General features: G+C 71.9%; 11 protein-coding genes. 1 reads left to right on the top strand and 10 read right to left on the bottom strand.

Features of this window, described 5'->3' with window-relative positions; translation table 11 throughout:
• The first annotated feature begins 61 nt into the window (after positions 1–61).
• A complete protein-coding gene (locus AB0M70_RS08710) occupies positions 62–331 on the top strand; it encodes a hypothetical protein (RefSeq protein WP_365817847.1) in 270 nt (89 codons plus the stop codon).
• A 15-nt stretch (positions 332–346) separates the two neighbouring features.
• On the opposite strand, the gene AB0M70_RS08705 is transcribed toward AB0M70_RS08710, so the two are convergent.
• From AB0M70_RS08705 to AB0M70_RS08660, 10 genes are all read right to left on the bottom strand, one after another.
• Entirely contained in the window at positions 347–625 is a 279-nt protein-coding gene (locus AB0M70_RS08705; RefSeq protein ID WP_365817845.1) for a hypothetical protein, read from the bottom strand.
• A gap of 65 nt (positions 626–690) precedes the next feature.
• Positions 691–1,896 (bottom strand): glycosyltransferase, encoded by a 1,206-nt coding sequence (locus AB0M70_RS08700; protein WP_365817843.1) that lies wholly within the window; start codon positions 1,894–1,896, stop codon positions 691–693.
• On the bottom strand, positions 1,893–2,681 hold the full coding sequence (locus AB0M70_RS08695) for a MerR family transcriptional regulator (RefSeq protein WP_365817841.1): 789 nt from the start codon (positions 2,679–2,681) through the stop codon (positions 1,893–1,895). Before AB0M70_RS08695 ends, AB0M70_RS08700 begins: the two co-directional genes overlap by 4 nt.
• Before the next feature lie 55 nt (positions 2,682–2,736).
• Positions 2,737–4,620, bottom strand: coding sequence for a DUF2264 domain-containing protein (locus AB0M70_RS08690; protein WP_365817839.1), 1,884 nt, complete (start codon positions 4,618–4,620; stop codon positions 2,737–2,739).
• Positions 4,617–5,597 carry a hydroxyacid dehydrogenase gene (locus tag AB0M70_RS08685; protein WP_365818751.1) on the bottom strand — a complete coding sequence of 327 codons (981 nt, stop codon included), beginning with the start codon at positions 5,595–5,597 and terminating at the stop codon, positions 4,617–4,619. The genes AB0M70_RS08690 and AB0M70_RS08685 overlap by 4 nt, the downstream gene beginning before the upstream one ends.
• Before the next feature lie 77 nt (positions 5,598–5,674).
• A complete protein-coding gene (locus AB0M70_RS08680) occupies positions 5,675–6,538 on the bottom strand; it encodes a carbohydrate ABC transporter permease (RefSeq protein WP_363206156.1) in 864 nt (287 codons plus the stop codon).
• Positions 6,535–7,506: a sugar ABC transporter permease gene (locus tag AB0M70_RS08675; RefSeq protein ID WP_365817836.1), complete on the bottom strand. Its 972-nt coding sequence runs from the start codon at positions 7,504–7,506 to the stop codon at positions 6,535–6,537. Before AB0M70_RS08675 ends, AB0M70_RS08680 begins: the two co-directional genes overlap by 4 nt.
• A 73-nt stretch (positions 7,507–7,579) precedes the next feature.
• Positions 7,580–8,911 carry an extracellular solute-binding protein gene (locus tag AB0M70_RS08670; RefSeq protein WP_365817834.1) on the bottom strand — a complete coding sequence of 444 codons (1,332 nt, stop codon included), beginning with the start codon at positions 8,909–8,911 and terminating at the stop codon, positions 7,580–7,582.
• Between the two features lie 91 nt (positions 8,912–9,002).
• Positions 9,003–10,097, bottom strand: coding sequence for a substrate-binding domain-containing protein (locus AB0M70_RS08665; RefSeq protein WP_365817832.1), 1,095 nt, complete (start codon positions 10,095–10,097; stop codon positions 9,003–9,005).
• Between the two features lie 101 nt (positions 10,098–10,198).
• The gene (locus tag AB0M70_RS08660) at positions 10,199–11,698 is read right to left on the bottom strand and encodes a membrane-associated oxidoreductase (RefSeq protein WP_365817830.1); all 1,500 of its coding nucleotides are present in this window, start codon (positions 11,696–11,698) and stop codon (positions 10,199–10,201) included.
• Positions 11,699–11,711: the final 13 nt, after the last annotated feature.

Below are 11,711 nucleotides of genomic sequence, written 5' to 3'. Positions count from 1 at the left end.
GTGGAGGGTCCACCGGTGCGAGCCACCGGCCCTTGTGACCCCGCGCAGAGGAGCTCTCGACATGACCAGCACGCCGACCCCGGAACTGGCCGCAGCCCAGGCCTGCTTGCGGCTGCTGCACACCGCACGGGCCGCCCTGTCCGGCCCCTCACCGGCAGCGGCGGCCTCGCTGCTCGCCGGGCCGATGGCGGAGGCGGACGAGGCGCTGCGCCGCGCGGGCCTGACGGGCAACGAGGCCGAGCTCCTGAACAGGATCTACGACCTGGAGCCCGACCGCCCCGATCCCCGGGCGTGCCCCGCTTCGGCCGGCTCGGCTCCGTCGGTTTCCTAGGTCCCCCGGGCCTCGTCAGGCTCCCCGGGCCTCGTCGACTCCTTCGGGCCCCGTCGTCTCCTTCGGTTTCCAGGTGAACTTGTCGCCGCCCACCCAGCGCACCTGATCCGGGTCGTCCACGTCGTGCACGACGTGACCCGCCTGAGCGGCCACCTCCAGGACGTCGACAAGTTCCCTGGCCTCACCGACCACCTCGCCGTCGAGCTCGACGATGCGAAAAGGCGGTTGGCCCGGGTTGACGCCAAGGACCGTGATCCGAGGGTTCGCCATGTAGAGGTATGCGCTTTCGGTCATGTGTGGAGGCTTCCACGCTCCGGCTGCCTCATGACCATCACGACCTGCGCGTTCGGCCGCTCGGGCTACGGACCGGCCGCCTCGACGGCCTTGAGGACTTGTCCGGCACCGTCCTGCGCTTCCATCCGGCGGGCGACGGCTCCGGCGGCTTCCTTGTACGCGGGCTCACCCACCGCACGCCCCATCTGCTCGGCGAGGCGCTCCACCGTGAGCTCCTTGAACGGGATGGGCGCGGTGCCCGCGCCGAGGCCGGCGAGCCGCGCCGCCCAGAAGGGCTGGTCCGCCATGACGGGCACGGGAATCGCGGGCACCCCGGCCCGCAGCCCCGCCGCCGTGGTGCCCGCGCCCGCGTGATGGACCACGGCAGCCATCCGCGGGAACAGGGACGCGTGGGGCACCTCGCCGACGGTCAGGATGTCGTCGCCGTGCGCCATCAGCCCCGCCCGCCCCTCCTGAAGGACTCCACGCAGCCCGGCCCGGCGCAGCGCGGACACCGCCAACTCGCCGAGCCGCGCGCCGTCGTCCGCGGCCATGCTCCCGAACCCGATGAACACGGGCGGCTGCCCGGCCCGCAGGAAGTCCTCGAAGAGGGCGGGCAGCGGGATGCCCGGGTCGTGGTGCGGCCACCAGTTGCCGACGACGTCGAGACCCTCGCGCCAGTCCGCGGGCCGGGGCACCACGGCAGTGCTGAAACCGTGCAGGACCGGCCACCCCGCCTCTTCCTGACGCCGCCGGACGGCACCCGGTGTGGCGCGCGGCAGTGAGAGGCGCGCCCGCAGGTCCGCAACGGCTTCGGCGTAGACACGGTCGGCCATCCGCAAGGAGAAACGGCCGAGCATCCTGTTGCCTGGCCCACCGAGCGACCTGCCGCCGGACACCACGGGCGCGAACTCCCGTGTGGGGTGCGTGGGTTGCAGGTAGACGCCGATGGACGGGATATCCATGGCCTCGGCCAGCTGCCAGCCCAGGGGCGCCGTGGTCGTCGAGAGCAGCAGCACATCGGCGCCGGGTTCCGCGGCCTCGACGAGCCCGGCACCCAGCTTCCGCACGAACGCGGCGGCGGTGCGCATCAGCTGCCGATTTCCGCCACCGCCGGCGCCCGTGTCGGCGGGCAACGGACGAAAGTCGAGGCCGGCCCCCCGCACGAGCGGCGCGAAGGACTCCTGCGTGGCAAGGGCGACGTCATGCCCGGCCTCCCGCAACCGGGCACCGAGGCCGGTGTACGGGGCGACATCGCCGTACGACCCGGCAGCTGCCATCAAGATCCTCATCGGTCCTCCCCCTCGCTCGCGCCCTGCTCGACGTTGGCCCGCACCGCGGCGTGCAGGAACGCGGCAAGGCCCGGCCGCTGCTCCGAGGCCGGGACGACGAGGGCGAAGGCGCGGGGGTCGTCGGCGAAGTCATCGGCGATCCGGAGGTGCATGGCAGGCGGGCAGGGCGTGAACCAGCGGATGAGGTGCTGCCGGTGTTCCTCGGCGAGGGCCGTGGCGCGCTTCCCCTGAGCGGGTTCGCCCTCGTCGAACGCCTTGACGAGTTCGGTTCGCCAGGCCGCCGCCTCACCCATGATCCGGACCCAGTCCTCCTTGGAGTGGGAGGCGGCCCGGCTCATCGCCTCCTGGTGCCCGGGAGTGTGCTCCCACTTGAGGCCGGCCTCGGTGGCGTAGCTCAGGTCGAACGTGATCTCGCCGAACACCTCGAACCGTTCCTGCGGGTCGAGCCGCACGCCGGTCTGCTGCACTTCCATGGCCCGCTCGGCGACCTCCACCAGGCGGCCCAACTTGCCCATCTGCTCCACCAACGCCTTGTGCCGGGCCCGCAGCAGAGCGAGTGCGTCGGCCTGCGGATCCGCGAGGATCTCCGCGATCTCTTCCAGGGCGAAGCCGAGTTCGCGGTAGAAGAGGATCTGCTGCAGGCGTGCCAGGTCGGCCTCGCCGTACAGGCGGTACCCGCCCGGACTGCGCTCGCCGGGCACGAGCAGCCCGGACCGGTCGTAATGATGCAGCGTGCGGACCGTGACCCCCGCGAACCCGGAGACCTGCCCCACCGTGTAACTCATGGACCTCGCCTTTCGTCGCGTACAGCCTGCGGCCTGACGCGACGTGAGGGTCAAGTCAGCCGTGCTCCACCGACAGCGGTGCGAAGGCGACGCGGGTCACGGTGCCGTCGTCCGTCCACCGCACCTCGACGGAGCCCCGTGTCGCCTTCACCAGCGTGGCGATGTCCGCCAAGGGGGTGGGTTCCGGCTCCGCGGTGAGTGTGGCCAGGGCCGCGTACACCGCCGTGGCCTCCGCTTCGGCCGTGAGGCGCGGCAGGCGGGCCCACCGGGTGAAGGCCGTGCCCTGGGGGGCGCGTTGCTCGTCGTGGCCGGTCCAGCCGTGCAAGGGGTGGAGCGCCGAGTGCAGGGGCTCTTCGGGGCCCGTCGCCCAGCCCGTGTGGGTGACGCGTGCGCCGTGCGGCGCGCCGACCACGCGCTGCACGCGCAGTTCGTGCCGCCCCCTGGCCACCGTGACGCTCTCCACGCGCAGCCCCGGCACCATGGGCGCGCCGCTCACGAAGGCGGGGGTGTGCCGGGACGCCGCCCAGCCCCAGCCGTCGCCCTGAGCGGCGCCCAGCGGGTGGATGCGGGTGCGGGCACTGCGTACTCCCGCCACCTCCACCGCGATGTGGTTGTCCGGGGTGTTGCCGCGTGCCGTAGGACCGGTCCGCGTGGAGTAGGCGTGGCGGGCGTAGAGCGGGTCCTCGTGGGCCGCGACCTCGGCCTCGTGCGGGCGGGCGTGGTCGCTGCCGTGGTTGTGCATCCGTACTATCCCGTCGGCGCGGGTGCTCTGTATGAGGAGGCCGGGCGCGGGCAGCGCGCGGACCGTGTCGCGGCGCTCGCTGGGGGCCGGTTCCTCCGTGGCGGTCCACAGAGGATGGGTGGCCGGGGCCAGGAGGCCGACGAACGCCTTCGATGCCCAGTACGGCGACGCGGGTCCTGAGTAGGGCTGAAGGCTCGCGTCGTGCGGGCCGTGCCAGCCGAGGCCGAGCAGTCCGTCGGCGCCCACGGAGCCGCGGTCCAGGAAGTAGCGCAGTGATCCGCTCAGGAGCCTGCGCGAGGTGCCGGGGCTCAAGGGCGTGTGGCCGGTGAGCGCGCCGAGGGCCACGGACGCGCCCGCGGCGAACCGGTAGGTCAGGGAGCGGCCGAAGTGGATGGGTGCGCCGTCGGAGCCGAAGAGGAGTCCGAAGCTCTCCAGGTGCTCGTGCAGGCGAGCGCCGTGCCGCCTCAACTCTGCTGGATCACCCGACAGTTGAGCGTCCAGCGTCGGGTACAGGTGCAGCGCCCAGCCGTTGTAGTGGTCGAAGGCCCGGCCGTCTCCGTCGGCGTACCAGCCCTGGCCTCGGTACCAGGTCTCCAGGAGGTCGAGTGCTCGCTCACGTGCCCTGGCCGTCTCCGCGTCGCCGCGGCCCACCGACTCCAGGAACCCGGCCACGGTGTAGGGGAAGAGATACCAGTTGTTGGGCGCGGGGACATGGCGGATCGCACCGCGCAGCCACTGCTCGGCGCGGTCCTGTACGTCGGTGTCGAGCCGGTCCCACAGCCAGGGGCGGGTCAGGCGCAGGCCGAGGGCCACGGACGCGGACTCCACCATCGGCTGGCCCTGGACGTGGTGGTCGAGGATCACCGGCCAGGACTCGGCGTCGGCACGGCCGGGCGTGCGGGTGCCTGCCGCGAGACCTTCCGCGTACCGGTCGAGCCAGCCGTGCGGGTCCTTGCCCTCGGCGCCCGCCACACGGAACGCGGCGGCGAGGAGGGTGCGGGCGTACCCCTCCAGGCCGTCGGACCGTACGCCGGACGCGGAGGGCCGTCCCGGCAGGTCGAGCAGAGCGCCGCGCGGGGTCGCCCACTTCCAGGCGGCTGCCAGGAGACCGTCGGCGGCCGCCTCCCAGTGCTCGCGCGTGTAGCCGGTGCGGGGGCTCAACTCCCGGTTTTCCTGGGGCAGTCCGGGGATCCTCATGCGAGGTAGGCCAGCCTTTCACGTCGTACGGCATGGGCGAGTCCGTCGCCCGCGGCCCAGCGGCCCACCTCGGCGACGGCGAGATCGGCGAGGCGCCCCCACTCGTTGCCCTGGGAACCCGCGAGGTGGGGGGTGATCGTGACGTTGTCGCAGTCCCACAACGGGTGGTCGTGGGGCAGGACTTCGGGGTCGGTGACGTCCAGGACGGCGCGGACACGGCTGGCCAGCGCGGCCTCCGTGAGGGCGTCCTGGTCGAGGACGGCGCCGCGGGCCGTGTTGATGAGCACGGCCTCGGGGCGCATCGCGCCGATCAGCTCCCGGCCGACGAGGCCGCGGGTGGCGGGCAGCAGCGGGGTGTGGACGCTGACGACGTCGCTGCTCGCGAACAACTCCCGGATGCCGACGGGCCGTGCGCCGAGCGCCAGGGCTTCCTCGTCGGACACGTACGGGTCGTGCAGCAGCACCTGGAGGTCATAGGGACGGAGAAGTTCGATGACGCGGCGGCCGATCATCGAGGCGGAGAGCACGCCGACCGTCCGGCCGTAGTTGCCCACGCCGTGCGACAGGCCGAGCCATTCGTCGCGGCGCCGGGTGGCCTTGAACTCCCGGGCCCGCTCCAGGACGCGCTTGCCGCTGAGCAGGATCATGGCGACGGTGTACTCGGCGACGGGCAGCGCGTTGGCCGCGGCCGCCGATGACACCTCGATGCCGCGCTCCCAGCACTCCGGGGTGATGTGACCGCGTACCGACCCCGCGGTGTGCACGACGGCCCGCAGCCGGGGCGCCGCCGCGAGCGCGGCGGCGTCCAGCGGCGGACAGCCCCAGCCGGTGACCAGGACCTCCACGTCCCGGAGCACCGTGTGCGCCCGCTCGGTGGTGAAGTCGTCCAGGACGGTGTCCGGCACCAGATCGCAGACGCGGCCGAGTGCGGCCAGGGCGTCGGGGCCGAGCACGGCCTTCGCCGCGTCCGGGGCCATGGCGAGCGCGGTGGGCGGACGGTGGCTGCCGTTCTTCAACACATTCCCTTTCACATGGTGCACAGGGTTCACCTGCCTCACTTGACCGAGCCCGCGGTCAGACCCGACTTCCAGAAGCGTTGCAGCAGGATGAAGGCGAGGATCAGCGGCAGCACCGCGAGGAGCGAACCAATGATCACCACGGGGTAGTACTCGGGCGAGACGGTGGCCGAGCTGTTCCAGGTGTAGAGGCCGAGGCTGACCGGGTAAAGCTTCTCGTCCGAGAGCATCACCATCGGCAGGAAGAAGTTGTTCCAGATGGCGGTGAGCTGGAAGAGGAACACCGTGACCAGACCGGGGCCCAGCATCCGCAGGGAGACGCGCACATACGTGGTGAGCTCCCCCGCGCCGTCCACCCGGGCCGCTTCGAGCACCTCGTCGGGCACATATCCCTGGCTGAAGATCCGCCCCAGATAGACGCCGAACGGGTTGAACAGGACCGGGATGAACACCGCCCAGAAGGTGTCGACCACGCCCGTGGCCGAGGCCATGAGGTAGAGCGGCAGCGCGAGGACCGTCTGGGGCACCATCACCGCGGCGAGCACCAGGCCGAAGACCTTCTCCTTGTGCGCGAAGCGGTACTTGTCGAAGGCGTAGCCGCAGGCGACGCTCACCAGGGCGCTGATCGCGGCGCCCAGGACGGCGTAGAGGAGGCTGTTGGTGTACCAGCGGCCGTAGAGCCCGCCGTCCATCGCGAAGAGGTCGCGCAGGTTCTGCACGAAGGAGAAGTCCGTCAGCGAGAAGAAGTTGCTGCTGAACAGCGCGTCGCGGTTCTTGGACGCGGCGAGCACCAGCCACAGGACGGGCAGCAGCGTGTAGAGCACCGCGATGCCGACCACGGTGTTCACGACGGTGCGGCCCAGGAGGCGGGGGCGGTGCGCGCTGAGGGTGTCGGCGCTCATCGTGCGGCCTCCTTCTGGGAGCGGTTGGTCCAGCGGGTGACGCCGTAGGAGAGGGCGACCGTGCACAGGAGCAGGATCACCGAGGCGGCGGCCGCCAGGCCGTAGTTGTTGCGGGTGAAGGCCGCGTCGTAGATGTACATGCTGGGCGAGAAGCGCGAGTTGACCATCGGGGACGACTGGCTGAGCAGCATCGGTTCGGTGAACAGCTGCATCGCCCAGATCAGGGTGAACATCGCGACCATGACGATCGATGAGCGCACCAGGGGCGCCTTGACCTGCAGTGCGGTGCGCACCGGTCCCGCGCCGTCGACCACGGCCGCTTCGATCACCTCGCGGGGCACGGCCTGCAGGGCGGCGTAGAAGATGACCATGTTGTAGCCGAGGTTGCTCCACAGGGCGATGTTCACGATCGACGGGAGCACGGTGTTCACGCCGAGGAAGTCGATGTGGATGTCGCCTTTGGAGAGCACGTCGACGACCGGGCTGAGACCGGGCGTGTAGAGGTAGAGCCAGATGAGCGCCGCGATGATGCCCGGTACCGCGTGCGGCAGGAAGAGCCCCAACTGCGCCCAGGCGCGCAGCCGTACGACACCCGAGTCGAGCAGCAGGGCGAGACCGAGGGCGCCGATCACCATCAGCGGGATGTAGATCAGGCAGTAGAGCGCGACCAGGCCGAGGCTGCCGAGGAAGGTCGGGTCGGTGAGGACGGCCGTGTAGCTGCGCAGGCCCACGAAGACCGTGCGTTCGGGGCCGAAGCCGAGGCCCGGCTGGTCGTCGCTGAAGAAGCTCAGCCAGACCGCGGTGCCGACGGGTATCAGGAAGACCGTCACCAACAGGATCAGGAAGGGGGTCATCAGGACGCCGGCCGCCACATGTTCGCGGCGTCGCGCACGCGCGGGGGCGCGGCGGTCGGCGACGGGGGTGTCGGCGGTGCGGGTGGCGCGGGCCGGGGGCGCGGTCGTGGTCATCGGGGCTCACCTGCCTTTCTGCTGGTGCTCTGGTGCTCGACGGGATACGTGGGCCGCCGGGGCGTGGGGCCGGTCATGTGCTGTGCTCGGTGGTGGCGAGGCCGAGGGCCCTGAGGTCCGGCATGGTGCCGTCGTGCGCCGCGCGCACCGCGTCGAGCAGGGAGCCCTTGCCGCCGCCCGCGCGGGCGAAGCCGTCCTGCATCACCTTCTGGGTGGCGGTCATCCGCGGCCCCCAGACCCAGCCGTCGCGGATCGTCTCCGCCTGCTCCTCGAAGAGGCGGTAGATGTCCTGGCCCGAGTAGTAGGAGCGGTCGAAGGCCTTGCGGCCCACGGAGACCAGATCGGGGACGGCCGGGTACTGGCTGCTGGCGCCGCTGGAGAGCCGGGCGCGCAGGGCGTCGGGGTGCGAGACCTGCCATGCAATGAACTCCATGGCGGCCTCGGGGTGCCGGGAGTCCTTGGTGACGGCGAACGTGGAGCCGCCGTGGGTGCCGACGACGGGCTTGTCGGGGTCCCACTGCGGGAGCGGCGCGATGGCCCACTGGCCCTTCTGGCCGGGCCGTGCGTTCATCTGCGAGCCCGCGTCCCAGGCGCCGCTGAGCCTGGCCAGGACCAGGCCCTCACCGAGCTGGGAGTCGTAGTGCCTGCTCTCGCTGGCGTTGATGAAGAGCAGTTCCTCGTCGATGAGCCGCTGCCAGTACGCCGCGACCTCCCGGGTCGGGCGGTCCGTCAGGGAGACGTTCCAGGCGCCCGCGCGGGTGTCGAACCACTGGGCGCCCGCCTGCCACGCCCACGCGGCGAACTGCGGGCCGCCGTCGGTGGGGAAGAGCGCGATGCGCCGGTCGCGTGCCTTGTCCCGTACGACGCGTGCGGCCTCGGTGAACTCGTCCCAGGTGCGCGGGACTTCGATCCCGTACCGGTCGAACAGGTCGGAGCGGTAGTGCAGCACCATCGGTTCCACGTCGAGCGGCACGGAGAAGATCCGCTTCTCGAAGGTGGTCAGGCCGAGGGCCTGCGGCAGCAGCTTGGCGCGCAACCGGTCGCTGACGAGTGAGGTGATGTCCCGGGCGACGCCGTCGATGGCGAAGCCGGGGACCTGGGGGTATTCGAGGGTGGCGACGTCCGGGGCGTTGCCGGCCCGGGCGGCGTTGCTGAGCTTGGCGTACCCGCCCATGGCGCCGGACGGGATCTGCTGGAACTCGACCTGGATGCGGTCGTGGGTCCTGTTGAACGCGTCGACCACTTCCTGGCTTCCGCGCAGTGCGGACCAGAACGTGATGCGTGTGGTGCCGCCCTTGCTGCTCGGTGTACGGCCAGTGCTGCCCGAACAGGCGCTGAGCGCACCTGCCATGGGAAATGCGGCTGTCACGGCGAGCAGGGACCGGCGGCTCGGTCGACCAGGCATGGGTGCCTCCCGCGGCTCTTGTTCGGGACACGGGAATCCTGATCGCGTGAACGGTGCCGGTCAATAGACCGATCAAAAGAAACTGAAGCGGTCAAACGATCTCGATGTCGGTGGCGGATCCGCGGACCTTCAGCTCGGGCAGCAGCTGCACGCGCTGCGCGGGTCCGGCACCGGGGCCCGCCAACTCGTCGAGCCTGCGCAGCAGTAGCCCGGCCGCCGTGCGTCCCACCTCGTGCTTCGGCGGGGACACGGCGGTCAGCGGCGTGCTGCCGAGCGCGGCCACCACGTCGTCGTACGCCACCACCGAGCAGTCCTGCGGCACCCGCACCCCGCGGTCCATGAGCTGTTGCACGAGCATCAGGGCGTCGACGTCACCGTGCAGCACGGCGGCCGTCGCCCCGCGCTCGCGCAGCCGCGCCGCCAGGTCGAGCGGCTCGCGCGCCCGGCCGGGTCCCGCGCCCTCGGCGCTCAGCATGACGCTCCAGTCCTCGACCTCGCTCCTGGCGGCGGCGATGTCGGCGAAGGCCGCGCGCAGGGCACGGGCGGTCGGGCTGTCGTCGCGCGCGGCCAGGACGATCCGCCGGTGGCCGAGCCGCACGAGGTGGTCGACGGCGAGGTGGATGCCGTACCAGTGGTCGGTGCAGACGGAGTCCATGGCGTGCAGCGCACTGCCCGCGCGGGGGCGCCGCTCCATCAGGACCGTGGGCACGCCCGAAGCCGCAAGCCAGGCGTAGTCCGCCTCCTCCTCCGCCTCCGTGCGCCAGCGCGGGGCGATGAGCAGACCCCGTACGCCTTCGGCCAGCACCCGCTCGGCCAGCGGCCGTTCGGCACCCTCCACCTGCGGCGCAATGTGCAGGGCGACCCGGATGCCGGCCTCGCTCAGGGCACCTCGGGCGCCGTGCATCGTCTCGTACAGGTAGGTGTGCCGCTCGGGCACCATCAGCGCCACGGCGCCGCCGCTCGCCACGGGTTCGGCGGGTGCGGCGCCGCGCTCCACGGGGCCGACGGACCGCGCCACCCCGTGCCCGCGCCGCAGCCTGCCCTCCTGGGCCAGCTCTTCGACGTCCCGGCGCACGGTGATCACCGAGACCTCCAGGTCGTCGGCGAGATCGCTCAGCCGCGCCTCGCCACGCGACTCCACGACGGCGAGTATCCGCTGCCGCCTGACATCCCTCGGCTCCCGCATGCTGCCGGCCCCCTCACGACGTACCCGTCAGGTGTTCGTTTGAGCGTTTCGCTGGAGGATATCGATCGTCGTCCCGTCTGTGTCCAGGTCGGCGATGTTCGTCACTGGCGGCTGAGCGAGCGGGTGATGCCGGCCGCGACCGTGGTGACCAGGACCCAGCCCGTGGCGACCAGGAGGTACGAGAGCCACTGGTACCAGCCCTCCGGCGCGTACGCCTGCTCCTGGCCGAAGCCGATGATCGGGATGAGCAGGTCGAGGGTGTAGAAGACGGGGTTGAAGTCGGGGGCCTCGTCCGACTTCAGGGCGGGCGGATGGTGCAGGGCGAAGGCGAGCGCGCCGGTGAGCAGCAGGACCAGTAGCCATCCGGCCGCGCGCATCGGCCGGAACCCGTAGCCCACCGTCACGTCCTGGAGGTGCCCCCAGATCCTGGCGTACGGGGGCAGGGTCCGCCGGTGGCGGCGGAGCTTGGCCAGTTGCACGGTGCGGGCGGCGGCCTCGTCGCCCACCGTGCGGTAGGCGGCGGCCAACTGCTCGTAGCCCTGCGGGAGATAGCCGCCCGCCTCGCGCTCCAGGAGCGGCAGCCGCTGCTCGGCGGGCAGGTGCGGGGCGAGCCTCTGGTACGCGAGGCCGTCCAGCTTCACCTCGCCCGGCCACACCTCGGGAGGGACGTGCAGCAGGTCTAGCTGGGAGCGACGCAGGTTCACGGTGCCCTGGACCGGGGCGGCTTCCCGCAGCCACAGCTCGCCGATGACGCAGCTGCTGGCGCGCAGCGCCGACCCGCCGGGGTGAGAGAGGCGGGCGTAGGCGAGGTTGACGTGCCGCGGAATCCTGGCGCCGCTCAGGTTGAGCATGCCGCGGGCGCGCAGCCGCATGGCACGCAGATCGGTGCCGACGGACAGGGTCTCGGCGTGCAGGGCGATGTCACCGGGGACGTTCAGCTCGGCGTCGTCGAGGTTGACCTGGCCTCCCACGGTGGCGCCGTTCAGCCGGACCTGGCCATGGGCCACCAGGCCCACGGCCCACAGGTCGGTGCCGATGTCCGCGTGGTTCAGCTGCAGCACCGCTTCGTCCGCCACCGCGGGGGCCGGTGCGGGCGGCTCGTCAGGACCGGGTGGGATGCCGAGCTCCGCGCCGTTGGCGAAGAAGGCCCCGGCGATCTGCGCTCCCGCGAGCCGCACGGGTCCCGTGATGCGGCAGCAGGTGATCCGCAGGACCAGCTCCACCCGCAGGGTTCCCGCCCTCAGCCCCGGCAGGACGGAATCGCTCAGCACCAGGGCGCGGACCTGGGCCCCGTACAGGTTCGGCGTGTCCTCGAAGTGGCAGGACCGCAGGCGTACGGGGTGCTCGACCGTTCCGTACCTGAGGTCGAGGCGCCCGGTGATGCGGGCTCCCGTCAGCTTCATGCCAGCTATCTCGCCGTCCTGCGTCGGGCCGTTGAGCAGCAGTGCGCGCAACACCTCGGCGCGCACGGTCCGTTCGGGTCCCCAGGAGGCTCCGGCCCGGGGGTCGTCGTCGGGGCTCTCGCGGAAGTCGACGCCCTCGCCGAGCGGGAACGCCTGCCAGACGCGGTGCTCCGCCGGGGTCAGGTCGGTGATCTCCATCGCCGGGATGCTG

The sequence above is a fragment of the Streptomyces sp. NPDC051214 genome (assembly GCF_040682375.1).
GTDB lineage: Bacteria > Actinomycetota > Actinomycetes > Streptomycetales > Streptomycetaceae > Streptomyces.
The sequence above is the reverse complement of the archived record's forward strand: the minus strand, read 5'-3'. Positions and strand labels throughout refer to the sequence as shown.